The organism is Paenibacillus amylolyticus (assembly GCF_003719335.1).
Classification (GTDB): domain Bacteria; phylum Bacillota; class Bacilli; order Paenibacillales; family Paenibacillaceae; genus Paenibacillus; species Paenibacillus amylolyticus_D.
Map to the genome: position 1 here is coordinate 16987 of NZ_RIAS01000013.1, position 25733 is coordinate 42719.

The following is a 25733-nucleotide window of genomic DNA, read 5'->3' on the forward strand; positions in this document are numbered from 1 at the left end:
ACGAATGGGTAACAACATTTCGAAAGAAGCGCTGAAAGCCATCAACAAAAAGACAGGCAAAACGATCACTGAAGGAGCTGTCAAAAAGCTGGCAAGCACTGTGAAACCAACGACGATGCAGAATGAGGCTCAGTTGCGCCAGTTGATTAAACAAGTATCCGCCATGGCGAAAATACCGGTATCTGAGGATACAGTTCAGGATATTGTGAGTGCAGTCAAGAAAAGCGGGCTGAATCCAAGCAGTATGGAATCGTTAATGAAGATGATGATGAAAAAATAATAGATCGTGCCTACTTGTGTAGGGATGAAGCATAACGAAAGTGAGCCAGCGGAAGCTGGCTTGCTTTTTTGTCTTTTTATAGGAAAAATACGTTCGATTTCATGTTATAATGATTGCAATTGTCACAATTACGTGATGAATATCGGATTGAAGGGGAGACTGCTGGTTTATGAGCGCAATGGACAAGATGTGGCTATCATTAGTTGCTATCCTCATTATGGGATTATCTGTATTTTTGATTACATTTGCTCGTGCCAAAACAAAAGGATTCGTGCGGGGTATTCTTTCGATCATAGCATTTTTAATTATGCTCATCGGATTTTTTGGTGGAATCGCTTCTCTGACTTAGATTTTAGCATAGGAGAGAGAACATCCGCATAAGCGCATCATAAGAACGGACACAATGAAAAGACGGATGGGAGGATTGTGTAGCTATGGAACCGCATGAGACGGAAGATTGGACTGCGCGATATCCGGAATTACACAAGGCTTTACTGGATACGGCAAAAGCCTGGGATCGTCAGCCTTATACCTGGTTACTAGGAGGCAGTTGCGGCTTATTACTTCAAGGGGTGGAGTTGCAACAAGCACCTAGAGATATTGATGTGTATGCTGATATTGCTGACGCCAAAAAGCTGCATATCTGTGCTCCGGGGAACAAAATTGACGAGCCTGCAATAGACAAAACGGGGCCTTATGCCTCCCTGCTGAGTCATTACCAAGTGGGTGCATGTTCACTGGAACTGGTAGGCGGCTTTGAAGTATGGGCGCGTGAAAGTTGGTATCGTATCCAGATTGAGCGTGTGCTAGCTCTGTATGCTTCCGAGACTCAGGTGGATGTATACCGGTTGCGACTAATGCCGCTTGCGCATGAATTGCTTTTTAATCTGCTTCGCGGACGTGAAGATCGCTATGTACCCATTGCAACGCGAATTCGTCAAGAACCTGAGACTCACCGACCTGCAATGATTGCATTAAGTCAACATAATATATGGTCCTCTCGTTTCAGATCAGAAGTGGAAGAGCTGGTTGGGTTTTCTTGGTCGGATCAAGCTGGGGAGGAACAATGATGCAAGAGATGATTACATTTTTACCGATGAATAAATCCATCAAAGTTCAGCCTGGCACAACTCTTTTACAAGCTGCGCGTCGGGCTGGTGTTCGAATATCAACCCGGTGCGATGGCAAAGCTGCATGTCTGATGTGCAAAGTTAAAGTGGCGCTGGAGGAGAGGCATGCACTGCTTCCACCTACGGATGCGGAGAGGCGGAAGCTCGGACTCATGCTTGAGGAAGGAACAAGACTCTCGTGTCAGGCGAAAGTGTGCGGACAACTGACCGTGCAGGTTCCGGAAGACCCACTGAAAGCCGCCATAAGGAAACAGCTTGAGCGTCAGCAACAAGATGATGATTGGTTTGCATAATAGCAGGAAGAGAAATAGAGTTTCAAGTCATACTTTGTATGTTTAAGGAGGGTGCGAATGAATAAAAAGAAGAATAAAACCGCGGAAGGAAGACATCCCTTGGGTTTGTTACGGCAGGTGAAGTGTCTGTCTTTGATTCTTCTGCTTATGCTTACAATGAGTGGTTGCTTGTATCCTTCTCAGAGTAATTCTGATCCCAAAACAGCTTATCGCGAAAGTGTAAACCGTATTCAGAGTGCCATTGAAGCGTTTCAAAAGGATGAGGGGATATTGCCGATTCTGAACGCCGACGCGGATACGCCGAAGTATGAAAAGTTTAGAGTAGACCTCCCAAAATTGAGGCAGCTTGGTTATCTTGATGATATACCGGTAACGGCCTTTGAGAGTGGTGGTAGCGCTTACTTTTTGATACAAAATGAGGAAGTGAAACCGACAGTGAAAGTGATGGATCTCCAGACGGTGCAGAAGGTCAATGATGTGCAACGCATGGTGAATCAGTACAAATCTGTACATAATCAACAACTGCCTGCGGGGGAAGATCTGTATCCTGGCTTTCATGCGGTGGACATGAACTTGGCGGCACAGGCAGGATCACCTTCAATTACGCTGAAAAGTGTATATTCAGGTCAGGAACTGCCTTTTATGATGGATGAACAGGGTACGGTGTATGTGGACTATGCTTTTGATATTATGCAGGCATTGGAAAAAACAGATGGTTCATCCGACGATGAGGATGCTGGCTCTGATGACCCGGATTTACGTAATCATTTGCTTGCGCATTCCTATTTCGTACCTGTGAAATCTGTTCCATATACGCTGGAGAATAATGTACCTGTCGCACAGATCGTTCAAAAACAAGGCAAGTAAGTAAAGAGCAGCTGTAATAAAAAGTAAATGTACTAAAGTAAATGTGCAATTCAAGGCTTCACAGAATCCCGAAAGAGATATACCGCGTTCCGTGGCATGTCTCTTTTTTTGTGAAAAGAATAGGGTTCAAGATGTGAGAGGTGTCATAAACAGAGAGGGGTTCTCATAAAGTAGATTGAAATAAAGACGCGCAGTCCGGGATCGGAGGATGCTCTTCATGTCACCATCATGAGATAAAAAAACAAAAAAATACGTCATATTGCCGCATACGGGTACATAAGATGATACTAGTCCAATTGCATGTACGAGTTAACGCCGCTCTCGCCGGTTTCATCAGAATGCAACGTTCGGCGGCGGACGACTTCCGGGCACTCACAAAGGCGGCTCTACCGTTGCAGGGATTTCAGTCTTCTGATTGAAAAAACGAAGCGGATGCTCTTTAGCATTTTTCCTTCGGAGTAATTTAAGGAGGGGATTTCATTGGAGAAAGTGGACATTTTTAAGGACATAGCTGAGCGGACCGGAGGGGATATTTATCTCGGGGTTGTCGGCGCAGTCCGGACGGGGAAATCAACATTTATTAAACGATTCATGGAAACGATCGTACTGCCGAACATTGCAAGTGAGGCCGATCGTGCCCGTGCAGTGGATGAACTTCCACAAAGTGCAGCAGGCAAAACAATAATGACAACCGAACCTAAATTTGTGCCCAATAATGCAGTCCAGATCAAAGTGGCTGAAGGGCTGGATGTCAATGTACGTTTGGTGGATTGTGTGGGGTACGCGGTGGAAGGCGCAAAGGGATATGAGGATGAAAATGGTCCGCGTATGATCTCCACACCTTGGTTCGAAGAGCCGATTCCATTCCAGGAAGCAGCCGAGATTGGTACCCGAAAAGTCATACAGGAGCACTCCACACTTGGTGTGGTGGTCACAACAGACGGAACGATTGCGGAGATCGCTCGCAGTTCCTATGTGGAATCAGAAGAGCGAGTGATTGCTGAGCTGAAAGAAGTGGGTAAACCGTTCGTTCTGGTCATCAACTCTACCCGGCCTCGCAGTGAAGAAGCGTTGCAACTTCGTAGCGAGCTGGCTGCCAAGTACGATATTCCAGTCATGACGCTAAGTGCTGCGACGATGACGGAAGATGATGTCACTGGTGTACTCCGTGAAGTATTATATGAGTTCCCTGTGCATGAAGTGAATGTGAACCTCCCGAGCTGGGTTATGGTGCTGAATGACACACACTGGCTTCGTAACAACTATGAGAATTCGGTACGGGATACGGTAAAAGACATTCGCAGATTGCGCGACGTGGATCGGGTCGTGTCACAATTCATGGAATATGAATTTATCGACCGTGCCGGCCTCAGTGGTATGAATATGGGGCAAGGTGTAGCAGAGATAGATCTCTACGCACCGGATGAGTTATATGACCAGATTCTCGTGGAAGTTGTTGGCATTGAAATCAGGGGCAAGGATCATCTGTTGCAACTGATGCAGGAGTTCTCCCATGCGAAAAGAGAATATGACCGCTTCGCTGAGGCGCTGGAAATGGTCAAAACAACAGGTTATGGCATTGCTGCTCCTTCACTTGCTGAGATGGCGCTGGACGAACCGGAACTGATTCGTCAGGGTACGAAATTTGGCGTTCGCCTGAAAGCGACGGCACCGTCCATCCACATGATCCGTGTTGATGTGGAGTCGGAGTTTGCCCCGATTATCGGTACGGAGAAACAGAGCGAGGAACTGGTGAGATATCTGATGCAAGACTTTGAGAACGATCCGATCAAGGTATGGGATTCAGATATGTTTGGACGCTCTTTACACTCCATTGTGCGTGAAGGCATTCAGGGTAAAATCGCGATGATGCCGGATAATGCAAGATATAAACTGCAAGAGACACTGGGTAGAATTATTAACGAAGGCTCAGGCGGATTGATCGCCATCATACTTTAATTATTCAAAAGACCGTGGGGCTGGATCTCATGGTCTTTTTCTTTGCCGTTATTTCTTGAATATGGATGAAATGGATGTCTAAATCATATATTTTCGAAAAATGTAGCAAGTTTCAGCTTTAAATCACTAAAACATATTTACATACTAGGGATTAGCCGTTATATTAATAAACAACTATTGTGATTGAAGTCATAGCGAGTGAAACAGGGGGAGAACGAGATGAAGAAAACAAGTTTTAAATGGGTTGGGTTAAGCGTTTTACTGATATTCACACTGGCGTTGTCAGCTTGCGGAATTAAAAAAGAACCAGCCGCCTCTCCTGCATCAGGATCAGCGGGTGAAACACCGAAGACGGAAGCCGTTACAGGACCTTTAAGCGGTAAACGGGTTGCACTAATTATGGAATTTAATACAGGGACATTTTCACAGCAGTATGTACAAGGAGTAAAAGAGGAAATTGCCAAATTTGGCGGTGAACTCACCACCTTTGTTGCAGATAATGATAAAGCAAAAATGGTATCGTTGCTCGACAGTGCAATTAACCAGAAATTTGATGTCATTTTGACAGACCACGGTGATTCGCTCCTCGAACCAGGGGTGAAAAAAGCGGTTGAGCAAAAGATTCCTGTAGTTGTATTTGATGCAGCGATCAGTGTTCCGGGTGCTACGGTGTTGTCACAAGATGACCAGAAGATGGCTGAACTAACACTGGAACAGATGAAAAAAGATATCAATGGTAAAGGTAACATCGTGAAAGTCTGGGTGGCTGGTTTTGCTCCAATGGAACGTCGCCAGATTGCCTACGGAGCATTCCTGAAGGATAATCCAGAAATCAAGGAAATTGCGACATTTGGCTCTGCTCAGAACCCGGCGCTGGATACGCAAGCCAAAATGGAGGCCATTCTGAAACAATATCCAAAAGGTGAAATTACAGCGGTTTGGGCCGCGTGGGACGAGTTTGCAAAAGGTGCGGCGCGTGCCATTCAGCAAGCTGGGCGTGATGAGATTAAGGTGTATGGAATTGACATGAGTGACGAGGATCTGCAGATGATCCAGGACCCGAAAAATCCTTGGGTTGCTTCCGCGGCTGTAGATCCAACGGACATTGGGCGTGTACAAGTTCGATATGCATACCAGAAGTTGCATGGGGACCAAACCGAAGATGCGGTTGTTCTTAATCCGGTGTACGTACAACGTGAGGCTCTACCAGATAAACAAATCTCCACATCTGAGCTGTCTGAGTACGTAAAAGGCTGGGGAGGCAGTACTCAAGGGATTAAGGACTGGATGAGCGAGTACGGGATTACTGCGAAGTAAGCAGCGTTAGAAGCGCGCCGCGAGGCGCGCTTTTTTCAGGCGATGACAGGCAATACAGCTGATTGGAGGCAACATCATGAAGGACCCGATATCACTGGATATGGAGCATATCCATAAGCATTTTTCAGGCATACCTGCGCTGAGGGACGTACATTTCTCTGTAAAAGGTGGAGAGATCCATGCCCTCCTTGGAGCGAACGGGGCCGGCAAAAGTACGTTGATGAAAATATTGTCGGGCGCGTACCAACTGGATGAGGGTACGATTCGTCTAAACGGCTATAAACTGAGCCTCCATTCTCCGAGAGAAGCCAAGGCAAGTGGAATTCACTGTGTATATCAGGAAGTGGATGCTGCACTTGTGCCGCAGCTGACTGCCGCCGAGAATATTATGCTGGATCAGTTAGCCTCATCCGCTGGAGGATGGTGGAAAAGTCCAAGAACGTTGCAGCAACGTTCCAAGGAAGCATTGAAACAGCTCGGGGCAGATCATATCTCGATTCACCGTAAAGTGGCCGAGTTGACTCTGGCTGAGAAACAGATGATTTTGCTTGCGCGTATCCTGATTCAGGATGCCAAAGTCATTATATTCGACGAGCCGACGGCACCTCTGAGTCAAGAGGAGACCGATGCTTTTTTTCGCATTGTACATTTGCTGAAGGAACGCGGGGTAGCCTGCATTTTCATTACCCATCGTCTTGCCGAAGTAACGAGTCACTGTGACCGGGTTACTGTGATGAGGGACGGTCGTCATGTATTTACAAGTGAAACGAATGGATTGACGATCAATGACCTTGTTACGCAAATGTTAGGCAAACCATTCGAAGAGGAGTTTCCAAAGACTGAAGCACCTGTGGGCGATCTGCTCCTGGAAGCCCGAGGCCTACGGCGGGGATTGAAGGTAAAAGGTGTGGACCTTGAGGTTCGCCGTGGTGAAGTACTTGCTGTTGTTGGGCTTGTAGGTGCTGGCAAAACGGAATGCTCTCGTCTGCTGATTGGAGCCGATCGATTGCAGTCAGGGGAGATAAGATTACTCGGACGGAATATCCATCTGTCCCAACCTGCGGATGCGGCGGCTCTAGGCATTGTATCTGTTCCAGAGGAACGGCGTAAACAAGGCATTCTCATTCAGGAGAACGTGGAACGTAATCTGAGCCTGCCCCTGCTTTCCAGGCTTAGTCGATTGGGCTTTGTTAACCGTAAACGTGAGCGTCATCATGCGGATTCATTAGTGAAACAACTCGGCATCAAGACTTCGTCGGTGAAACAGGAAGTGAAGTATTTGAGCGGTGGTAATCAGCAAAAGGTAGCCATAGGAAAATGGTTGCGTACCGATGCAGATGTATTTATTTTTGACGAACCAACAAAAGGTGTGGATATTGGGGCGAAAAGTGACATTTTCCGCATTATCAATGAATTGGCACTGGCCGGTAAAGCCGTCATCTATTTCACTTGTGAACTGGATGAAGGAATGGGCATCGGAGACCGGATTGCGGTCATGTGTGAAGGGGTTATCGTAAAAGAGTTTCAGCGTGGCGAGACGAACCAAGAACAGCTGCTTTACTATGCAAGCGGTGGACAAGAGGTGGAAGCATGAAAGATAAATCACTCGATTTTGCGTTCCGGTATGGAGCGATCATCGTCATTATAGGAGTTATTGCTTTTTTCGGCATAAAACTGCCTTATTTCTTCACGTATAGCAATTTAACGGACATTTTAGGTTCGATCTCGATCGTAACCTTTGTAGCGATTGGTGTAACGTTATCTCTCATTGTGGATGGATTTGACCTCTCTGTGGGAGCGACCGTCTCGCTGACAACCGTTGTTACAGCGTCACTAATGATCTGGTATCAGCAGCCTTTGGCTGTCGTGATTATCGTGCCTTTGGTTATTGGGGCCGTCATTGGGCTGTTGAACGCACTGTTGATTGTTAAATTGCGTATTCCGGATCTGCTTGCGACGCTTGCAACAATGTACATCATCGGAGGTATCCACAAAACATATGCTCAGGGGTACACCATCTACAATCACATGCAGTTTCCGGATGGAAGCAAGGCAGCTGGAGAGATGGACCCGACGTTTCTGCTGATTGGACAAGGGAAATGGCTGGGTATGCCGATCTCCGTTATTCTGCTGCTTATTGCTGTAATCGGTGTTCATATCTTTTTGACATACACCAAATATGGTAGGCAAATGTATATTACAGGCGGAAATGAAGAGGCGGCAAGGCTCTCTGGGATCAAGGTGAAAAAGGTACGAACACTTGCTTATGTGGCAGCTGGAATCTTTGCGGCTATTGGAGGAATCATCTATGCATCCAAAGTTGGGTCTGGACAGATTGATGCCGGATCTCCATTGTTAATGGAATCCGTAGCTGCGGTATTTGTTGGTTTCTCTGTCTTTGGTGCCGGGAAGCCGAATGTGATAGGAACCTTTATCGGTTCAGTTCTGATTGGTGTCTTGGTCAATGGATTGACGATGATGAACGTTCAGTATTTTACACATGATATTGTCAAAGGCGGGGTGCTTGTGCTGGCTCTGGCAGTTACATTTTACGTTTTAAACCGTAGCCGCACTTGAAATTGTGTGCTGTCTGTATTAGTATAAAATTTGTTCGGCGTCAGAAACACGCGTGGTTTCAGGCGGCTTTTGCCAGAAATGACTGTGGGCCGCAGGCGGAGATGAATGTTCATCGCTCAAAATGGTCAACGTTTTTTTGTGAATGAACGTATATTTCCTAATAAAACGGAAACACAGTATAACATTCAGGACATTGATTCAGGAGGTGAAAAACAAATGAACAAATCAGACTTGATTACACACGTATCCGAGGCTACTGAATTGTCCAAAAAGGATGTAACGAAAGCGGTTGATGCCGTATTCGAAGCGATCTCTGAGGCTCTTCAAAACGGAGACAAAGTACAATTGGTTGGTTTTGGGAACTTCGAAGTTCGCGAGCGCTCTGCACGTAAAGGACGCAACCCGCAAACAGGTGAAGAAATCGAAATTCCTGCGAGCAAAATTCCTGCGTTCAAACCAGGTAAAGCGCTCAAAGACGGAATTAAATAAGATTTCTACATATTCCATATGTCAACAAAAAGACCGTGACTTGTTCACGGCCTTTTCTTTTGCCTGTAAACGGTAAATTTTCGTAATCTGCTACTCAACCTCTTTACTTTTTTCCGAAAGTTCCGGTTGCTCGCTGTAAGCGATTAGAATCAGATCTTTGCCGGTAACGGCAGACAGATGATGCTCAATCTCCTGTAACTGATGAACATGCTCTTCCTTGAGCACAGCTGGGGTGTATTTCATGCGAACTCTCCTTTCCTGGCTGATCCGTTATAGTATGACCCGGTAACTATGGTTTCTTGCGGGTACATTCCCTCCAGGACTTGTTGACAAATGAAACAATCTTGATCATCATTAACGCTATGAAATTAGAAAAGGGGACGTGCGCGATGGATCACTCTACGGGCAATGACTTTATCGTAATTAAAGCAGAAGAAAACGGTGTACAGGTGATTGGCTTGACCCGCGGACAGGACACACGTTTTCATCACACGGAGAAGCTGGATAAAGGCGAAGTGATGATTGCTCAATTTACAACACATACTTCAGCCATTAAAATCAGAGGAAAAGCTACGCTGATTACGAAGCATGGAGAGATTGAATCGGAATAGTCCAATGACTGAACGTAATAGTGGCAAAAGTAAATTATAAAATGTTAAATAGGCATAGTGATGAAAGAGTTTGACTAGGTACAATAAAAAGGTTGAGTGGATCAGATGAAAATTGCAGGCATAGCCTGCTTTTTTTGATTGTACAATGAGGTATGAGCCTTTACCGGACAGACTACACTAACAGGTAAAGGCAGGGAGGCGCATATGAAACCGGGAATGATTGTGACTGCATCCATGCTGTCAACGATTGCGGCAGTCTTCTTGCTCGTGGTTTTTCAAAGCTTACATACACGTACATGGGGCGGAGACCGGGCAGAGCCTGTAACCGCTTCTCATCAAACGATCCAGTTGACGAATGATAATCTGGTTGATGTACTGAGTTCACTTCATATGTCTACGCCGATTGCCAGAGTGGAATGGAAACAGTCCATTTTGACACTCGACCTCAAAGTAAAAGGAACGGATACGAGTTATACTGAAATTTATGAAAATATGGCTGCTGTCGTCGATCTGAGTTTTCGCAGTGTAGACAACGTGGAACAGGTGTTACTTCGCGTCATGGCCGAGGACGAATGGATGCATAAACGCCATCTGCTGCTTGCAGCAGATATTCGGCGAGGAGAATGGCCGATGTACGCTATTGATATGCTTCGCACATGGAAAAGCGCGGCATTTTCGGAGGATTTAAAGGACTGGTTCAATCTGATGCAGACGGAACTGTGGAAGAGGCAGTTCGAAATGACAAGTTAGGGGTAATCAAATAGCAGGATTCAGTGCGTGCCGAATAAACATATGCTATAATATATAAGATTGTAGTGCAGAAATGGTTTGACAAAGCAAAGCCTCGGAGGATGAGAATGAATTCATATCGCGTACCCCAACTTGCAAAGAAATATACGGATTACGACATGATTCGACAACATACGGAAATCCCGTCATTTCCGGATAGCCGGGCGCGTCTGTTACAGGTATTTGTGGGCCGTACAGACGAAGTGGGAAATCAGGAACTTTACGCTCTTGCGACCTCGCTCGTTCAGTTGGCTATGGATACGCATGATCGAATCGATACGATTTCCGGTGATCGGGGAGAACAGGAGATGCGTTCACGCCAATTAAATGTTCTCGCTGGAGATTATCTGAGTAGCCGCTTCTATCAATTGCTTGCCCATGCAGGCAAAATTGAAATGATTGGCAAGCTTAGCGGTGCTGTTTCCCAAGTGAACGCACGTAAGATGACGCTGTATGAACGGATGAAAAAACTTCTCGTTTCGGCTGATGAATATTTGCGTGAAACGGTACAGCTGAGAATGCAGCTGTTTCTTTCATTTACAGACATGATCCCTGTTGGAGATAGGGCGTTATGGAACAGCTTGCTGATGGAGTTCAGCACTTGTGAAACAATCGCAGAAGAGATGAAGCGAATGCATGACGAGCAGCAGATGCTTCATAGCTACGCGTTCTGGCATGTGTATGAGAACGGTAATGACGAGGAACGCAGTCATTTGTCTCAAATGAAGCTCGAACGACGTATATGGAGTTCGATGGTGCTGAAATACAGCATAAGCGAGGTGTTGCTGGACAAGCTTCGCGAGTGCACACACCGCATTCAGCTTTTGCTGCAAGAAGAGGAAGGTCTTCAAGATATGCATGAGTTCGAGGCAATTCTTGAGCCTTACCTGTCCTATGTGCAGCCTTCACATGCGGCAGTAAGGGAAGATTGAGGGGGAGACAGACGAATGGGTAGCGGAGAGACCAAACCGAAAGAAGAATTTGTCCATTCGGTTTTTCAGAGTATAGCCGGCAAGTATGACGTCATGAATGATATTCTGAGTTTCCGCAGGCATAAAGCTTGGCGCAAATTCACGATGAAGAAGATGAATATGTCTAAGGGAGATACGGGACTGGATTTGTGCTGCGGCACATGTGACTGGACGCTCGCTATGGCACAGGCAAGTGAAACGGGGCACATGCACGGGCTGGATTTCAGCAGCAACATGCTGGAAGTAGGCCAGACGAAAATTGATGCGGTGAACCGTTCAAAACAGATTACGCTCGTTCAAGGGAACGCCATGTCTTTGCCTTTTGAAGACAATACGTTCGATTATGTAACGATTGGATTCGGTTTACGTAACGTACCGGATCTAAGACAGGTTCTGTCTGAAATGAAACGTGTTGTAAAACCTGGCGGTATGGTGGTTTGTCTGGAATTGTCCAAACCGACCTGGCAGCCGTTTAAAGGCATTTATTATTTTTATTTTGAGCATATGTTGCCAAACATGGCAAAACTGTTTGCCAAACGTTATGAGCAGTATAAATGGCTGCCGGACTCTCTGGCGCTTTTCCCGGGTAGAAAGGAACTGGCAGACATTTTTGTTGAAACTGGATTGCAACAGGTGCAGGCCTACCCTCTAACCGGAGGCATCGCGGCACTGCATATTGGAACCAAGGAGAATCAGAATGTTTAGGAAAATTCGCATTTTTTTAGAAATGATCAAGATTGAACATACGCTTTTTGCTTTACCTTTTGCTTTTATGGGCGCCATTTTGGGCTCTATGGTTGTTAACAATACGTTCCCGAGCTGGATGCAGATTATGTGGGTATTACTTGCTTTGATTGGTGCACGGAGCGCCGCATTCGGTTTGAACCGGATTATTGACCAGGCGATCGATGCCAAAAATCCCCGTACGGCAATGAGAGCTATTCCAGCAGGTTTGCTGAAGAATGGCGAGGTTATTATTTTTATCATCATCTCGTTTATTTTATTGTTCTGGGCATCATCCAATCTTAATGTGTTATCCATGCAGTTGTTGCCGATTGCAGTCTTCATGTTAGTGCTGTATTCGTACACCAAACGGTTCACATGGCTTTGTCACGTTGTACTGGGGATGACCATTGGCCTTGCTCCTTTGGGAGGATGGGTGGCTGTAACAGGTACTATGGATTGGACAGCGATTGTTCTGTACGTTACGATTGTATTCTGGACTGCCGGTTTTGACATTATTTATGCATGCCAGGATCTGGAGTTTGATCAGGGAGAAGGTTTGCATTCCATTCCATCCCGCTTCGGACTTGTGAAATCATTGCAGATTGCCAAGTTCTTTCATATCATTACGGCGATTGGTTTCCTTGCCTTGTTGCTAATGACCGATCTGAGCTGGTGGTATGGCGCAGGTATGCTGATTACGTATGGCATCCTGCTTTATGAGCACTATATTGTGTCGCCTAATGATATGAGCCGTGTACAAACGGCATTCTTTACGATGAATAGTGTACTGAGCCTAGTCGTATTTACGTTTACACTTATTGATCTGGCGGTGAAATAATAATGCAGCAACCGGAGAATAAACGACTTGTTGTCGGAATCACCGGAGCGAGTGGCAGCATATATGGTATCCGATTGATTGAAACGTTGCTTAACCTGGGATATGCCGTTCATCTGGTTATCTCCAATGCTGGCTGGCGTGTACTGAAAGAAGAATTGGACTGGGATGTGACGAACCGGGAGAGCCTGCTTCAGGAGAAATTTGGTCATCGTGGTGGATCGTTAATCTATCATCCCGTTAGCGATATTGGGGCTTCGATTGCCAGTGGTTCTTATTTGGCTGAAGGCATGATAATCATGCCTTGCTCCATGGGCACTCTCTCATCGATTGCAAACGGGTCCTCAGACAATCTGATGTCACGTGCGGCAGATGTTATGATGAAAGAGGGCAGGCCGTTAATTCTTGTGCCTCGTGAGACGCCTTTGCATGCCATTCACCTGGAAAACATGCTGAAGCTTTCACGTCTTGGTGTGCGAATGATCCCGGCGATGCCTGCCTTTTATTACAAACCTCAAAGCATGGAAGATTTAATTTTATTTTTAGTAGGTAAAGTGCTGGATAGCTTGCGCATCCCGCATCAACTGTTTACAAGATGGGGAGAACCGGATGAACGGGGATAATGTAGCCGAGTGGCACTTTTCTGGATAAGCGGATCAGAAAAGTGCCACTCATGGACATGATCCCCTGACTCCCGGGGTGTCGGTGAGTGCTGATGGCCAGATAAGTGTGTCCACGGTCTTGACCCATGCTCCGGCAACTTCTGTACTTTTAGTTGATTCAGAATTGGTCGCAGCGTTTAAATCCCGAATGTCGGTACTGGCATTCGAATAGGCATCATGATGGACGCTGTAGAAGAACACAAGCAGGAACGGCAAGCCTAGGGCGAACGTTTTTGCCTGTAGGCTCGGGCTTGCTGGAAGGGAAGGTAAGCATGGATTTTTGGATTGACAATACGCTGACACGGGTGAACGAATGAAACTATTGGACATTTTCGGATTGTTAAAAAAGGACATGGATTACGTTGAAAAAGAGTTGTATCGCAGCGTAAAAGGCGAACAAAAGTTACTGAGTGAAACTTCGCTTCATCTGCTTAAGGCAGGTGGAAAACGACTGCGGCCTGTTTTTGTGCTTTTAGGTGGCAAATTTGGTACATACGATATCGAGCGTTTGAAGCTCGTAGCCGTTCCACTGGAACTTATTCATTCTGCTTCCCTCGTTCATGATGATGTCATCGATAATGCCGAGACTCGCCGGGGCAAACCCACCGTGAAGTCTAAATGGGACAATCGGATTGCGATGTATACAGGAGACTATATCTATGGCAAAGCGCTAGAGATGACGGCAGGACTATCTGATCCGGTTATTCACCGTATCCTTGCCAAAGCGATGGTACAGATGTCCATTGGTGAGATGGAACAGATTCGGGACTTTTTTAATACAGGTCAGAGTGTGCGTAACTATCTGCTGCGTATCCGTCGCAAAACTGCGCTTCTGATTGCAGTGAGCTGCCAGCTCGGAGCACTCGCTACTCGTGCACCTGAGCACATTTCATCTTTGTTGTACACCTATGGATACAATGTGGGTATGGCTTTTCAGATTCAGGATGATGTTCTGGACTTGGTAGGTACGGAGAAACAACTTGGTAAGCCTCCAGGAAGTGATATGAAACAAGGTAACATCACGCTACCTGTGCTGTATGCTCTGGAAGAAGAACAGTTACGTGAGCCGTTGCTCAAGGAAATTTCGCGTGTGCATCATGAAGAAGGACGCGCAAGTGCATCGGATGCAATTGGAATGATTCGCCAAAGTCAAGGAATTGCTAAAGCAGAAGCCCTTGCTGACCGATATATGAAGAAAGCGCTCGATGCTCTCGATCAGCTGCCTAACATCAAGACCACCAAAAATCTGCGAGACATTGCTCACTTTGTCGTTAAACGTACACATTAAGCTTGTGTGGTTTAATGCTCTACACGGATGTGAAAATCCTCATTGGGAGGATTTGGACTTGTATGTTACAATCAAAGGGATTGCGTTTACATAGTGATTAACTTTGAACCGTGAGTGAGGAGTGAACTGGTAATGGATCGTACATTTTTGATGGTGAAACCGGATGGTGTGCAGCGTGGTTTGATCGGCCGTATTATCAGCCGTCTGGAAGACAAAGGATTTAAGCTCGTAGCAGGGAAACTGGTGCAGATGTCGGAAGAACAGGCGAGGCGCCATTATGCTGAACATGAGGGCAAGCCGTTCTTTGATGAGCTGGTTCGTTTTATCACTTCTGGCCCTGTATTTGCCATGGTGTGGGAAGGCGACGATATTGTGACACTTGCACGTATGGTCATTGGTAAAACGAATGTGAAGGAAGCGGCTCCGGGGACAATTCGTGGAGATTTCGCTAGCCATACACCACATAATCTCATTCACGGGGCAGATTCGCCAGAAAGTGCTACTCGTGAAGCTGCCAATTTCTTTAGTCCTGACGAGCTGGTAACCTACGAGAAGAGCATCGCAGCCTGGTTGTAATTATTAGCCAAAGGGTGATCTACGATGCTGGAGCAAGAACAACTAGACCCGGATTATACCGGATTCATTCGTAAAATTAAAGAGAGCACAGGCATTGATCTTGCTCAGTACAAGGAAGGCCAGATGAAAAGAAGGCTGACCACACTACGTAACAAAAACGGGTTTAATACATTTTCTATCTTTTTTGATGCGATGCAGAAGGAGAAATCGTTATTTTACGAGTTTCTGGATCGCATGACCATTAACGTATCGGAATTTTGGCGCAACCCGAATCGCTGGGAAGTGTTGCGTGATGAGATTCTGCCTGAGCTGGTTGGTTCCAAACGCAAGGTCAAAGTATGGAGTGCTGCTTGTTCGACTGGTGAGGAGCCATATACGATTGCCATGATTTTGGATACGTTAGGCATCTTGAAAGAAAGTTCTATTACGGCAAGCGACCTGGATGAAGGCGCACTCGCTAAGGCTAAGGAAGGCCGTTACATGGAACGTTCGCTGAAAGATGTTCCTCCAGAAACGGCGAGTCGATATTTCAAGCAAGATGGCATGATGTATCGTATTGATGAGAAATTGAAAAGCTCGATCAACTTTAAGAAGCAGAATTTACTGGTTGACCGTTTTGATGACGGATACGATCTGATCGTATGCCGGAATGTCATGATTTATTTTACAGAGGAAGCGAAAAACCTGCTGTATCACAAATTCGCAGCCAGTCTGCGTCCAGGTGGGATGTTGTTCGTAGGCAGCACAGAGCAGATTTTCTCCCCCGGGCAATACGGGCTGGAGACGGCAGAGACGTTTTTCTACCGAAAAAAATAAATCAGTATAAAGATCAACCGCCTGAGGTGCATGAAGATGTGCTCAGGCGGTTGTTTGCATAAGAAAAAGCGGCTTTCTTGTCAAAGCCGGTCAGCTATACTATAATAAGCAAAGAAATTATGGGATTTTAGCAATGTGAAGTTTAACAGTTTAAAGGGGGAACGTATTATGAGTTTACGTTATTTAACCGCAGGGGAAACGCACGGACCCCAATTGACCGCCATTATTGAAGGACTGCCAAGTAATTTGAATATTGATTTTGAAGAACTGAACTTCCAACTTCATCGCCGCCAGAAAGGTTATGGCCGTGGACGCCGGATGCAGATTGAGAAAGACCAAGCTAATTTTGTTGGCGGAATTCGTCATGGATATACGACAGGTGCTCCAGTAGCGCTCGTTGTTCAAAATAATGACTGGAAGCACTGGCAGAATATTATGAACATTGAGCCGATTGAAGGCAGCGATGAAGAGAAGCGTCGTGTTCATCGTCCACGTCCTGGACATGCCGACCTGAACGGTGGTTTGAAGTACAATCTCAAAGACTTGCGTAACGTCCTGGAACGCTCCAGTGCACGTGAGACTACTGTACGAGTGGCATGTGGTGCGATTGCACGTCAGTTTTTGGCTGAATTCGGTATTAAAGTGGCGGGACGAGTTATTCGCATCGGGGAGATTGAAGCACCGTATCAGGATCTTCCGATTGATGAACTGATTGCAGTGACGGAAGCATCTTCGGTTCGTGTGACAGATGCGGAGACAGAGAAGAAAATGGAAGCCTACATCGATCAGATCAAGCAAGAAGGCGACTCCATCGGCGGAATTGTAGAATGTATCGTTGAAGGTGTTCCTGTTGGTCTGGGAAGCCACGTACAGTATGATCGCAAACTGGATGCTCGTATCGCTCAAGGTGTAATGTCGATCAATGCGTTCAAAGGTGTGGAGATCGGTATCGGCTTCGAAGCGGGGACAATTCGCGGCTCTCAGGTACATGATGAGATTCTGTATACGGAAGAGCGTGGTTACCACCGTGCAACGAATCGTCTGGGCGGATTTGAAGGTGGTATGACCAACGGTATGCCGGTTGTGGTACGCGGAGTCATGAAACCTATCCCAACGCTGTACAAGCCGTTGCAAAGCGTAGATATTGATACGAAAGAAGCTTTTTCAGCTCAGGTTGAACGTTCCGATGCTTGTGCGGTTCCGGCAGCCAGCGTCGTTATGGAACATGTTGTTGCATGGGAAGTTGCCAAGGCATTCCTGGAGAAATTCGGCGGGGATTCCATGGAGGAGATTCGGGCAAACGTTGCCAGTTACCAAGCACAATTGGAGAATTACTAATATGCGTCAGTTGACAGTTCAGCTTGAGGAACGCTCTTATCCTATATTGATTGGCAGCGGCCTGCTGGCTCAAGCTCCGCAATATTTTGAACAGTATGGTTTGACTAAAAAAAGTCCGCTTCTGATCATTACAGATGATCATGTGGCCCCGAAATACTTGCGTGGGTTAGAGCATACGTTGCGTGCGGCGGGATATTCCGTCGTATCCGCAGTCGTGCCATCTGGTGAGACTTCGAAATCACTTGCGGTATATCAGGATATGATGACGGTAGCGATTGAAGGCAAACTCGACCGCAGTTCGGCGATTCTCGCTCTAGGGGGAGGCGTCGTGGGCGATCTGGCTGGTTTTGTCGCAGCTACATATATGCGCGGGGTTAAGTTTGTGCAGATCCCAACAACCATTCTTGCTCATGACAGCAGCGTTGGCGGTAAAGTGGCGGTCAATCATCCTCTTGCGAAAAATATGATTGGTGCTTTCCATCAGCCGGAGCTTGTACTGTATGATGTCGACACACTGCAATCGTTGCCGCCAAGAGATGTGTCGGCCGGTTTATCTGAGATGCTGAAGCATGGACTGATCCGTGATGAAGCTTTCGCCCATTGGTGCGAAGAACATGCCGAGGCGTTGCTTGCACTAGACCCGGAAACACTCGGATATGGACTGGAGCGCGGATGCAGTATCAAAGCCGAGATCGTATCCAATGATGAACGGGAGAATGGAGAACGCGCACTCCTGAATCTGGGTCATACGATTGGCCATGCGATTGAAGCGATTGCTGGATACGGTGAATTTCTACACGGAGAAGCCATTTCTATCGGCATGGCCGGATCGGCACTACTGGGTGAGAAACTCGGAGCGCCAGCAGGGCTGTATGAGGATACTGTTCGTATGTTGCGTTCTCTTCGTCTTCCGGTGACGTTGCCTGCACATCTAAGTACGGATGCTTTGATGGAAGCGATGATGCATGATAAAAAATTCCGTGAAGGTCATATGGTCTTTATTGTTCCTGATCGGATTGGAGCAGCTAGAATCGTGAAGGATGTGCCGGTTACGGTTGTTCGTGAAGTAATCGAACTGCTTAGGAAGGGAGAATAACAGCATGGTTACACGGGGAATTCGCGGGGCGACCACAGTCACGCAGAATAGCGAAGAAGAGATTTTGAAGGAAACCGCTGTGCTGCTTCAGGAGATTGTTGACCGGAACAAGATTGTACCGGAAGATATCTGCAGCGTATGGATTACGATGACTGGTGATCTGGATGCGGCTTTTCCAGCAAAAGTGATTCGTCAGTTAGATGGATGGGAACTTGTGCCTTTGATGTGTGCGCTGGAGGTTCCTGTAAAAGGCGCTTTGGCGAAGTGTATTCGTTTTATGGTACATGTAAACACAACTAAAGCACAAAATGAAATTCATCACGTGTACCTCAACGGTGCACAGGCATTACGTCCCGATCTGGCAGGGCGTTAAGTTTCTTCCATGATCATGGTTGTCATACCAGTGAATATGATGTATAGTGAGAAACAGTTGAGTAGAGTTTAGATTGAGCTGAGAGTAGCTGAGTTGAGCCTAGTATATAGCAGAGTCCAGTGTCTGGTAGCCGATGCAACCGAAATCGGTCAACGCATTCACGGTACGTCTTGCTAAGGAGAAGTACAGGAGAAGAGAGTAGACGTGTCGGAGGACATGGTTTATTCGCATATATCTGACGAACATTTCACGTCATCTATCATTGGAGAGTTTGATTGAGTTTCTCAAGGGATGAAAATGATGCGAACGAGATGTTACCAAGTGTATGTCATCTTACGTACATCTGAATCATGGATTAACATGGATCAGTGGCCTGTCATTTGTCCTTCGCAAAAGTATAGGGACTTGTTATTTATGGAGCAACATACTTGAATACAGCTTATAACCAAACCTCTACCTCATGGTAGAGGTTTTTTGTCGCCATAACTTTCTTCTACCTAAATCTGAAAGGACGTGATCTGATGATAACGCCAAACGTTAATCAAGTACTGAAAATGTCAAACGAATATAATCTGATTCCGGTAGTTAAACGGATTTTGGCTGATATGGAGACGCCGATTCGTATCTTCCGCCGTTATGCGGACAATGACCGTGCGTTTTTGCTTGAAAGTGTAGAGGGTGGCATTCAATGGGCTAGATATTCTTTCATCGGTACAGATCCGTTCCTGATGATTTCGGGGAAGAAAGGTCGTATTGTAGTTGAGGAAGCTGGAAAGACCCGCGAACTACCAGGCAAACCCATTGAAGAACTTAAAGCGTTGCTTCGCAAATACCGGAGCCCGAAGATGGAAGAACTTCCCCCTTTTACGGGTGGAGCCATTGGATTTTTTGGATATGACCTGTTGCAATATTATGAGAAGCTTCCAGCTCATGCGCTGGATGATCTGAATATGGATGACATTCGCTTTATGTTTTGTGATCAAATTGTTGTATTTGATCATGTGAAGCAACACATGTTGCTTGTTGGCAACGTACATGTCAAGGATGGGGCAACAGATGAAGAGATTCGTCAGGCGTATGCAGCCACTTCCGAGAAGCTTGAACAAGCGGCAGAGCGTTTACAGCAGCAAGGCCCCGGGGAGAACCTGAACCCGCGTTCGATTCCCGGCGATGTGGAGCTTGGGGACATTCGTTCCAATCTGACGAAAGAGCAATTTATCGGCAATGTGGAGCAAGCCAAGGAATATATCCGTGCAGGAGACATTTTTCAGGTGGTGCTGTCTCAGCGTTTTCACATTGATACAGAGATTTCCCCGTTACATGTATATCGCGTACTTCGGACATTAAATCCTTCTCCTTATATGTATTATTTGAAAATGGACGATGAAATTATCGTGGGTACCTCACCTGAGGCGCTCGTCAAGGTTGACGGCAATCGTGTAGAAACACGTCCTATCGCAGGCACACGTCCAAGAGGAGCGACAGAGGCAGAAGATCGCGCACTTGCGGCGGATTTGCTACAGGATGAGAAGGAGCGCGCGGAGCATCTGATGCTGGTGGATCTGGGAAGAAATGATCTGGGGCGTGTATCCACTTTTGGCAGTGTGAAGTGTGACATGTTCATGGAGATCGAGCGCTACTCTCACGTTATGCATATGGTATCGAACGTTACAGGCGAGCTAAGAGAAGATAAAGATTTCTTCGATGCGTTCCTCTCCTGTCTGCCAGCTGGAACTGTATCTGGTGCGCCGAAGCTGCGTGCGATGGAGATTATTGCGGAGCTCGAAAAGGAGGCACGCGGTGCCTACGCAGGAGCGATTGGTTACCTTGGATTCTCCGGAAATATGGATGCATGTATTACAATCCGTACGATTATTTTCAAAAAGGGAAAAGCATATGTTCAGGCCGGAGCCGGAATTGTATGGGACTCTGTGCCTGAGAAGGAATATGAAGAGACCGTGAACAAAGCCAAAGCATTGTTAAAGGCCATTCGTACGGCTGAAGCGATGTTCCCTGTAAAAGTTGCGGATTCAAAATTAAGTCTGGCTAACGCTGATTATTTTGTTACACCAACTTCGGCAACGAACTGAGAGAGGAGAGACTGGAAATGAACTTGAATCCAATCATGAATGACAGCCTGGTACTGACGGAAACAGCGATTTCCCGGGAAGAAGGAATGAAGCAAGGACTCGCTAAAATTCTTGAAGGAAGCCACCTTGAGCAGGACGAGGCACGTGAATTGATGTATTCGATCATGCGAGGTGAAGCTACTCCGGCTCAAATCGGAGGGTTGCTGATGGCTCTTCGTATGAAGGGGGAAACGGTGGATGAAATCACTGGTTTTGCTCAGGCGATGCGTGGACAAGGTGGACGTATACTGACAGATGGCAGAGGGCTGCTGGATACTTGCGGCACAGGCGGATCGGGTATTCATAAATTCAACATCTCTACAGCATCGGCCATTATTGCTTCGGCGGTTTCAGTTCGAGTAGCCAAACACGGCAATCGTTCAGCTTCTGGCAAAGCAGGCAGCGCGGATGTATTGGAAGCGCTTGGCGTTAATATTCATCTGAATGGAGAGCAAGCCAGACAGTGTCTGGATGATATCGGAATCTGTTTCTGTTTTGCTCAGGTGTATCATCCCTCCATGCGTCATGCAGCGGCTCCGAGAAAAGAGCTGGGTGTGCGCACGATTTTCAATATGCTTGGACCATTAACCAATCCAGCCGGTGCAGATCGTCAATTGCTGGGATTGTATGATCGCTCCCGGACGCCGATGATTGCGGAAGTACTTAACCGTCTTGGTTTGAAAAGAGCGCTAGTTGTTGCCAGCCATGACGGTCTGGATGAAATTAGTATCTCTGCACCTACACAGGTATCTGAGTTGCGTAACGGGGTAGTGCACACCTATGACATCGATCCACGAGATATGGGGCTGTCTTTGCATCCGCTTGAAGCAGTGCTTGGAGGAGATGCGGCACAGAACGCCGAAATTATACATCGGATCTTCCAGGGTGAACGTAGTGCTTACCGGGATGTTGTGCTACTGAATGCCGGAGCTTGTATTTATGTATCCGGCCTTGCGGACAGCATTGCAGATGGCGTTAAAATCGCTGCGGAGGCAGTGGACTCGGGTAAAGCGGCCAGTAAGCTGGGTCAGTTAATTCATACAACGGAGGCGTACAATCATGTATCTTGATCGAATCGTTGCGACAAAACATAAAGAAGTGCAGGCTCTTGCACAGACTTTTAACATGGATGAAGCTATGCAAAAGATTGAACAATTACCGGCTGCACGCGGGTTTGAACAGGCGTTGTCAAGCAGACGCAATCGTAAGCTGGGGCTTATTGCCGAAGTGAAGAAGGCCTCGCCGTCCAAAGGATTAATTCGTCCGGATTTTCATCCGGTAGAGATTGCTTCTGCCTATGAACGTGCGGGTGCTGATTGTATCTCTGTTCTGACGGATGTTTCTTATTTTCAGGGCAGTAACGAATATTTGCAGGCTATTCATCAGGCAGTGAATATTCCGCTCTTGCGCAAGGACTTTATGATCGATGAGTCACAGATTGCCGAGGCTAGACTTTTGGGAGCAGATGCGATCTTGCTGATTGCCAGCATTCTCACACCGGGGCAGATTCGTCAATTTTTGACGTTTGCGAAAAGTATTGGACTGGACGCTTTGATTGAAGTTCACGATCGGGCAGAGCTGGAAACGGTGCTGGACATTCCTGAAGCGACACTAGTTGGCATCAATAACCGGAACTTGAAAACGTTCGAGACAAGTCTGAGTACTACATTGGATCTGATGGAATTGATTCCACCTGGTGTGACGCTGATCAGTGAGAGTGGAATTGACGGTGCAGCGTCTACGAAACCCCTTATCGAAGCAGGCGTGCACGGTATTCTCGTTGGAGAGCATCTGATGCGTAAAGACGATGTTGAAACTGCTGTTTACGATCTGATGGGACCGAAATGATGAATAATTCGATAGATGATGATACAGGCGCAGGTTCCCGGATACAAGGGCACTTGTTGCCGGCGACCGTAAAAATATGTGGACTTCAGGACGTTGAAGTGCTAAAATCGATGATAAACTTGCCTGTGGACTATATCGGTGTCGTGTTTGCCAAGTCCCGCCGTCAAATTACTCCTGAAAAGGCTAGAGAGTTGAGATCGGTTTTGTATGAATGGCCTGTACATGAACGGCCGAAACTTGCTGGTGTTTTTGTGAATCCGACAATGCAAGAACTGAAGTATGTGATGGAAACAGTGCCTCTGGATGTCATCCAGTTGCATGGACAGGAAAGTGCTGCATTCTGTCAACAAGTGAAAGAGCTCTGGCATGCAGATGTGTTCAAGGTCGTTTCTTTTCCAAAAGACGAAACAGGACAGAAAGCGGATCAAGCTGCTTTACACAGGTTAAATGATTACGCGGGATTCGTAGACGCAATCTTGCTGGATACCTTTGATCCATTGTACGGCGGCGGTTCTGGCAAAACATTTGCCTGGGAACGTATACCTGCATATGCAGAATGGGCTGCTGAACGTGGTATTGCCATGTTTGTTGCAGGCGGGCTTCAGGTGGACAATGTACAACATTTAATTCAAACGTACAGACCTTATGGCGTTGACGTATCAAGTGGCGTGGAGACGGAAGGTCTGAAAGATATATCCAAAATTACCGCATTTGTAGAAAGGGTGAAGCAGGCATGACACACCAATTGCCGGATGAACATGGGCGTTTCGGTCCCTTCGGAGGCCGTTTTGTACCCGAGACACTAATGAACGCTCTGATCGAACTAGAAGAAGCATATAGCCGCTTCTCTGAGGATGAAGAGTTTAACAAGGAATTGAATTATTTGCTAAGTGAATACTCTGGACGAGAGACACCTCTGTATCACGCGGAGCAATTATCACGTCATCTGGATGGGCCTAAAATTTATTTGAAACGTGAAGATCTGAATCACACAGGTGCACATAAAATCAACAATGCGATTGGGCAAGGGCTTCTTGCTAAACGGATGGGTAAAAAGAAAGTCATTGCTGAAACCGGCGCAGGCCAGCACGGGGTTGCAACGGCAACCGTTGCGGCATTGCTCGGACTGGAGTGCAAAGTATTCATGGGTGAGGAAGATACCCAGCGCCAGCAGCTAAATGTATTCCGCATGAAACTGCTTGGAGCAGAAGTCATTCCGGTAACGTCCGGCACACGTACATTGAAAGATGCTGGTAACGAAGCGCTTCGTTATTGGGTCAGTAATGTAGAAGATACCTTCTATGTACTGGGATCTGTTGTTGGACCTCACCCGTATCCAATGATGGTGCGTAATTTTCAGCGCGTGATCGGGGATGAGACACGTCGTCAAATTCAGGAGATTGAAGGACGCCTTCCGGATGTTATTGTAGCTGCTGTTGGCGGCGGAAGTAACGCCATCGGCATGTTCTATCCTTTTATCGGGGATCAGGATGTGAAATTAGTTGGTGTCGAAGCAGCAGGCAAAGGTGTGGATACCGAGTACCATGCGGCTACGATGAGCAAAGGTACACATGGTGTGTTCCAGGGTTCCATGAGTTATCTGTTACAAGATGAATATGGACAGGTACAACCTGCGCACTCCATCTCGGCTGGTCTCGATTATCCAGGCGTTGGACCAGAGCACTCTTATCTTAAAGATATTGAACGGGCTAAATATGTTCCAATTACCGATCAGGAAGCTCTGGATGCGTTGCAATTATTAAGCCGTACGGAAGGCATTATACCTGCGCTGGAGTCGGCCCATGCGGTTGCTCAGGTCGTGAAGCTGGCGCCGGAGCTGACAGCAGATGATATCGTTGTCATCTGTTTGTCTGGACGCGGGGATAAAGACGTAGAATCCATTATGAAGTATACGGGAGGTAATTTGTAATGAATCTGATGGACCAAACCTTCCAGCACTTAAAAGAACAAAATCGCACGGCACTTATTCCGTTTCTTACCGTTGGTGATCCAGATGTGAACACCACCATTGATATTATCAAGGAGCTTGAACAAGCAGGAGCAGACATCTTGGAGCTTGGTGTTCCGTATTCCGATCCACTCGCAGACGGCCCTGTCATTCAGCGTGCTTCCGAGCGCGCATTGAAAAGTCAAATTACGATTCGTACGGTGATGGAGACGGCTGCCAAAGCTCGTCAGGCAGGTGTGAAATTACCTTTTGTTCTGTTTACGTATTACAATCCGGTGCTGCAAACGGGTCTTGATATTTTCTTTGACGAGTTGATCAAACATGATATCAGCGGCATGATCATCCCGGATCTACCGATTGAAGAGGCAGAAGATATGCGTCGTCGTGCCGATCAGGCCGGGGTTCATCTGGTCCCGCTTGTAGCCCCTACATCCAATGCCCGTATTGAGCGGATTGTCACTGGTGCGCGCGGATTTATCTATTGTGTTTCTTCTCTGGGTGTAACCGGAGAGCGTGCATCCTTTTTTAACGGAGTAGAAAGTTTTATTGAAACGGTAAAAGGTCTGACAGACCTTCCTGTCGCAGTAGGCTTCGGAATCTCCAGTCATGAGCAGGTGGCTCATTTCTCCCGCATCTGTGACGGTGTCGTTGTAGGCAGTGCTATTGTGCGGCAAGTGGAAGAGGCAATCCCGCTACTTGAAAATGCGGATACTCGTGAGGCTGGACTGTTGCAAATTCGCAACTTTGTGGCACAATTAAAAGGATAATCACATAAATTAACTTTTCATTTGCAC

At 46.7% G+C, this 25733-nt stretch carries 29 protein-coding genes; 28 read left to right on the plus strand and 1 reads right to left on the minus strand.

What is annotated here, in order from left to right; all coding sequences use genetic code 11:
* Nucleotides 1–4 precede the first annotated feature (4 nt).
* From EC604_RS20910 to EC604_RS20955, 10 genes are all read left to right on the plus strand, one after another.
* On the plus strand, nt 5–280 hold the full coding sequence (locus tag EC604_RS20910) for a stage VI sporulation protein F (RefSeq protein WP_123066006.1): 276 nt from the start codon (nt 5–7) through the stop codon (nt 278–280).
* A gap of 169 nt (nt 281–449) precedes the next feature.
* The gene (locus EC604_RS20915; RefSeq protein WP_090917248.1) at nt 450–629 is read left to right on the plus strand and encodes a DUF2768 family protein; all 180 of its coding nucleotides are present in this window, start codon (nt 450–452) and stop codon (nt 627–629) included.
* Between the two features lie 85 nt (nt 630–714).
* Nucleotides 715–1350 carry a hypothetical protein gene (locus tag EC604_RS20920; RefSeq protein WP_123066007.1) on the plus strand — a complete coding sequence of 212 codons (636 nt, stop codon included), beginning with the start codon at nt 715–717 and terminating at the stop codon, nt 1348–1350.
* Nucleotides 1350–1703: a 2Fe-2S iron-sulfur cluster-binding protein gene (locus EC604_RS20925; RefSeq protein ID WP_123066008.1), complete on the plus strand. Its 354-nt coding sequence runs from the start codon at nt 1350–1352 to the stop codon at nt 1701–1703. Before EC604_RS20920 ends, EC604_RS20925 begins: the two co-directional genes overlap by 1 nt.
* Before the next feature lie 57 nt (nt 1704–1760).
* Nucleotides 1761–2570, plus strand: coding sequence for a hypothetical protein (locus tag EC604_RS20930; RefSeq protein ID WP_240037067.1), 810 nt, complete (start codon nt 1761–1763; stop codon nt 2568–2570).
* A gap of 480 nt (nt 2571–3050) precedes the next feature.
* Nucleotides 3051–4529 carry a stage IV sporulation protein A gene (spoIVA, locus tag EC604_RS20935; protein ID WP_090917242.1) on the plus strand — a complete coding sequence of 493 codons (1479 nt, stop codon included), beginning with the start codon at nt 3051–3053 and terminating at the stop codon, nt 4527–4529.
* Between the two features lie 219 nt (nt 4530–4748).
* The gene (locus EC604_RS20940) at nt 4749–5846 is read left to right on the plus strand and encodes a sugar ABC transporter substrate-binding protein (RefSeq protein ID WP_123066009.1); all 1098 of its coding nucleotides are present in this window, start codon (nt 4749–4751) and stop codon (nt 5844–5846) included.
* Nucleotides 5847–5922: 76 nt separating this feature from the next.
* Nucleotides 5923–7440, plus strand: coding sequence for a sugar ABC transporter ATP-binding protein (locus tag EC604_RS20945; RefSeq protein WP_123066010.1), 1518 nt, complete (start codon nt 5923–5925; stop codon nt 7438–7440).
* Nucleotides 7437–8423 (plus strand): ABC transporter permease, encoded by a 987-nt coding sequence (locus EC604_RS20950; protein ID WP_123066011.1) that lies wholly within the window; start codon nt 7437–7439, stop codon nt 8421–8423. Before EC604_RS20945 ends, EC604_RS20950 begins: the two co-directional genes overlap by 4 nt.
* Before the next feature lie 216 nt (nt 8424–8639).
* On the plus strand, nt 8640–8912 hold the full coding sequence (locus tag EC604_RS20955) for an HU family DNA-binding protein (RefSeq protein ID WP_090917341.1): 273 nt from the start codon (nt 8640–8642) through the stop codon (nt 8910–8912).
* A gap of 90 nt (nt 8913–9002) precedes the next feature.
* Here the strand turns inward: EC604_RS20955 and EC604_RS29970 are convergent, their stop codons facing one another.
* Nucleotides 9003–9155, minus strand: coding sequence for a hypothetical protein (locus EC604_RS29970; protein WP_161557000.1), 153 nt, complete (start codon nt 9153–9155; stop codon nt 9003–9005).
* Nucleotides 9156–9301: 146 nt separating this feature from the next.
* Here EC604_RS29970 and mtrB point away from each other — a divergent pair, with 146 nt between their 5' ends.
* The 18 genes from mtrB to trpA all read left to right on the plus strand — a co-directional run bounded on the left by mtrB (nt 9302) and on the right by trpA (nt 25706).
* On the plus strand, nt 9302–9523 hold the full coding sequence (gene mtrB, locus EC604_RS20960) for a trp RNA-binding attenuation protein MtrB (RefSeq protein ID WP_090917232.1): 222 nt from the start codon (nt 9302–9304) through the stop codon (nt 9521–9523).
* Nucleotides 9524–9727: 204 nt separating this feature from the next.
* The gene (locus tag EC604_RS20965) at nt 9728–10273 is read left to right on the plus strand and encodes a hypothetical protein (protein WP_123066012.1); all 546 of its coding nucleotides are present in this window, start codon (nt 9728–9730) and stop codon (nt 10271–10273) included.
* A 107-nt stretch (nt 10274–10380) separates the two neighbouring features.
* A complete protein-coding gene (locus tag EC604_RS20970; RefSeq protein WP_123066013.1) occupies nt 10381–11244 on the plus strand; it encodes a heptaprenyl diphosphate synthase component 1 in 864 nt (287 codons plus the stop codon).
* A 15-nt stretch (nt 11245–11259) separates the two neighbouring features.
* Complete coding sequence (locus EC604_RS20975; protein WP_090917226.1) at nt 11260–11988, plus strand: demethylmenaquinone methyltransferase; 729 nt, start codon at nt 11260–11262, stop codon at nt 11986–11988.
* Nucleotides 11981–12847, plus strand: coding sequence for a UbiA-like polyprenyltransferase (locus EC604_RS20980; protein ID WP_123066014.1), 867 nt, complete (start codon nt 11981–11983; stop codon nt 12845–12847). The genes EC604_RS20975 and EC604_RS20980 overlap by 8 nt, the downstream gene beginning before the upstream one ends.
* Nucleotides 12848–12849: 2 nt before the next feature.
* Nucleotides 12850–13467 carry a UbiX family flavin prenyltransferase gene (locus tag EC604_RS20985; protein WP_123066015.1) on the plus strand — a complete coding sequence of 206 codons (618 nt, stop codon included), beginning with the start codon at nt 12850–12852 and terminating at the stop codon, nt 13465–13467.
* Nucleotides 13468–13819: 352 nt separating this feature from the next.
* Nucleotides 13820–14794 carry a polyprenyl synthetase family protein gene (locus tag EC604_RS20990; protein ID WP_123066016.1) on the plus strand — a complete coding sequence of 325 codons (975 nt, stop codon included), beginning with the start codon at nt 13820–13822 and terminating at the stop codon, nt 14792–14794.
* Nucleotides 14795–14926: 132 nt separating this feature from the next.
* Nucleotides 14927–15370, plus strand: coding sequence for a nucleoside-diphosphate kinase (ndk, locus tag EC604_RS20995; protein WP_123066017.1), 444 nt, complete (start codon nt 14927–14929; stop codon nt 15368–15370).
* 24 nt (nt 15371–15394) lie between these two features.
* Nucleotides 15395–16186, plus strand: a complete 792-nt coding sequence (locus EC604_RS21000) for a CheR family methyltransferase (RefSeq protein ID WP_123066018.1) — start codon at nt 15395–15397, stop codon at nt 16184–16186.
* A gap of 168 nt (nt 16187–16354) precedes the next feature.
* Nucleotides 16355–17524 carry a chorismate synthase gene (aroC, locus tag EC604_RS21005; protein WP_123066019.1) on the plus strand — a complete coding sequence of 390 codons (1170 nt, stop codon included), beginning with the start codon at nt 16355–16357 and terminating at the stop codon, nt 17522–17524.
* A gap of 1 nt (nt 17525) precedes the next feature.
* Entirely contained in the window at nt 17526–18620 is a 1095-nt protein-coding gene (gene aroB, locus EC604_RS21010; protein ID WP_123066020.1) for a 3-dehydroquinate synthase, read from the plus strand.
* Between the two features lie 4 nt (nt 18621–18624).
* Entirely contained in the window at nt 18625–18993 is a 369-nt protein-coding gene (aroH, locus tag EC604_RS21015) for a chorismate mutase (protein WP_123066021.1), read from the plus strand.
* 521 nt (nt 18994–19514) lie between these two features.
* Nucleotides 19515–21083 (plus strand): anthranilate synthase component I, encoded by a 1569-nt coding sequence (gene trpE / locus EC604_RS21020; protein ID WP_123066022.1) that lies wholly within the window; start codon nt 19515–19517, stop codon nt 21081–21083.
* Between the two features lie 68 nt (nt 21084–21151).
* A complete protein-coding gene (gene trpD / locus EC604_RS21025; protein WP_123066137.1) occupies nt 21152–22192 on the plus strand; it encodes an anthranilate phosphoribosyltransferase in 1041 nt (346 codons plus the stop codon).
* The gene (trpC, locus tag EC604_RS21030; protein ID WP_123066023.1) at nt 22182–22970 is read left to right on the plus strand and encodes an indole-3-glycerol phosphate synthase TrpC; all 789 of its coding nucleotides are present in this window, start codon (nt 22182–22184) and stop codon (nt 22968–22970) included. The genes trpD and trpC overlap by 11 nt, the downstream gene beginning before the upstream one ends.
* On the plus strand, nt 22970–23707 hold the full coding sequence (locus EC604_RS21035) for a phosphoribosylanthranilate isomerase (RefSeq protein WP_123066024.1): 738 nt from the start codon (nt 22970–22972) through the stop codon (nt 23705–23707). Before trpC ends, EC604_RS21035 begins: the two co-directional genes overlap by 1 nt.
* Complete coding sequence (gene trpB, locus EC604_RS21040) at nt 23704–24900, plus strand: tryptophan synthase subunit beta (RefSeq protein ID WP_123066025.1); 1197 nt, start codon at nt 23704–23706, stop codon at nt 24898–24900. Before EC604_RS21035 ends, trpB begins: the two co-directional genes overlap by 4 nt.
* Nucleotides 24900–25706, plus strand: coding sequence for a tryptophan synthase subunit alpha (gene trpA, locus EC604_RS21045; RefSeq protein WP_123066026.1), 807 nt, complete (start codon nt 24900–24902; stop codon nt 25704–25706). The genes trpB and trpA overlap by 1 nt, the downstream gene beginning before the upstream one ends.
* Nucleotides 25707–25733: the final 27 nt, after the last annotated feature.

Excerpts from the sequence above, each read along its gene's own strand:
- EC604_RS20915 (WP_090917248.1), top strand. The coding sequence starts at position 450 with ATGAGCGCAATGGACAAGATGTGGCTATCATTAGTTGCTATCCTCATT.
- EC604_RS20985 (WP_123066015.1), top strand. The coding sequence starts at position 12,850 with ATGCAGCAACCGGAGAATAAACGACTTGTTGTCGGAATCACCGGAGCG.
- EC604_RS20920 (WP_123066007.1), top strand. The coding sequence starts at position 715 with ATGGAACCGCATGAGACGGAAGATTGGACTGCGCGATATCCGGAATTA.
- EC604_RS20940 (WP_123066009.1), top strand. The coding sequence starts at position 4,749 with ATGAAGAAAACAAGTTTTAAATGGGTTGGGTTAAGCGTTTTACTGATA.
- trpA (WP_123066026.1), top strand. The coding sequence starts at position 24,900 with ATGAATCTGATGGACCAAACCTTCCAGCACTTAAAAGAACAAAATCGC.
- EC604_RS20930 (WP_240037067.1), top strand. The coding sequence starts at position 1,761 with ATGAATAAAAAGAAGAATAAAACCGCGGAAGGAAGACATCCCTTGGGT.
- EC604_RS21035 (WP_123066024.1), top strand. The coding sequence starts at position 22,970 with ATGAATAATTCGATAGATGATGATACAGGCGCAGGTTCCCGGATACAA.
- trpB (WP_123066025.1), top strand. The coding sequence starts at position 23,704 with ATGACACACCAATTGCCGGATGAACATGGGCGTTTCGGTCCCTTCGGA.
- mtrB (WP_090917232.1), top strand. The coding sequence starts at position 9,302 with ATGGATCACTCTACGGGCAATGACTTTATCGTAATTAAAGCAGAAGAA.
- EC604_RS20965 (WP_123066012.1), top strand. The coding sequence starts at position 9,728 with ATGAAACCGGGAATGATTGTGACTGCATCCATGCTGTCAACGATTGCG.
- EC604_RS20990 (WP_123066016.1), top strand. The coding sequence starts at position 13,820 with ATGAAACTATTGGACATTTTCGGATTGTTAAAAAAGGACATGGATTAC.
- EC604_RS29970 (WP_161557000.1), bottom strand. The coding sequence starts at position 9,155 with ATGAAATACACCCCAGCTGTGCTCAAGGAAGAGCATGTTCATCAGTTA.
- EC604_RS21000 (WP_123066018.1), top strand. The coding sequence starts at position 15,395 with ATGCTGGAGCAAGAACAACTAGACCCGGATTATACCGGATTCATTCGT.
- EC604_RS20970 (WP_123066013.1), top strand. The coding sequence starts at position 10,381 with ATGAATTCATATCGCGTACCCCAACTTGCAAAGAAATATACGGATTAC.
- EC604_RS20980 (WP_123066014.1), top strand. The coding sequence starts at position 11,981 with ATGTTTAGGAAAATTCGCATTTTTTTAGAAATGATCAAGATTGAACAT.
- ndk (WP_123066017.1), top strand. The coding sequence starts at position 14,927 with ATGGATCGTACATTTTTGATGGTGAAACCGGATGGTGTGCAGCGTGGT.
- aroH (WP_123066021.1), top strand. The coding sequence starts at position 18,625 with ATGGTTACACGGGGAATTCGCGGGGCGACCACAGTCACGCAGAATAGC.
- EC604_RS20925 (WP_123066008.1), top strand. The coding sequence starts at position 1,350 with ATGCAAGAGATGATTACATTTTTACCGATGAATAAATCCATCAAAGTT.
- EC604_RS20955 (WP_090917341.1), top strand. The coding sequence starts at position 8,640 with ATGAACAAATCAGACTTGATTACACACGTATCCGAGGCTACTGAATTG.
- EC604_RS20950 (WP_123066011.1), top strand. The coding sequence starts at position 7,437 with ATGAAAGATAAATCACTCGATTTTGCGTTCCGGTATGGAGCGATCATC.
- EC604_RS20975 (WP_090917226.1), top strand. The coding sequence starts at position 11,260 with ATGGGTAGCGGAGAGACCAAACCGAAAGAAGAATTTGTCCATTCGGTT.
- trpC (WP_123066023.1), top strand. The coding sequence starts at position 22,182 with ATGTATCTTGATCGAATCGTTGCGACAAAACATAAAGAAGTGCAGGCT.
- EC604_RS20910 (WP_123066006.1), top strand. The coding sequence starts at position 5 with ATGGGTAACAACATTTCGAAAGAAGCGCTGAAAGCCATCAACAAAAAG.
- aroB (WP_123066020.1), top strand. The coding sequence starts at position 17,526 with ATGCGTCAGTTGACAGTTCAGCTTGAGGAACGCTCTTATCCTATATTG.
- aroC (WP_123066019.1), top strand. The coding sequence starts at position 16,355 with ATGAGTTTACGTTATTTAACCGCAGGGGAAACGCACGGACCCCAATTG.
- trpE (WP_123066022.1), top strand. The coding sequence starts at position 19,515 with ATGATAACGCCAAACGTTAATCAAGTACTGAAAATGTCAAACGAATAT.
- EC604_RS20945 (WP_123066010.1), top strand. The coding sequence starts at position 5,923 with ATGAAGGACCCGATATCACTGGATATGGAGCATATCCATAAGCATTTT.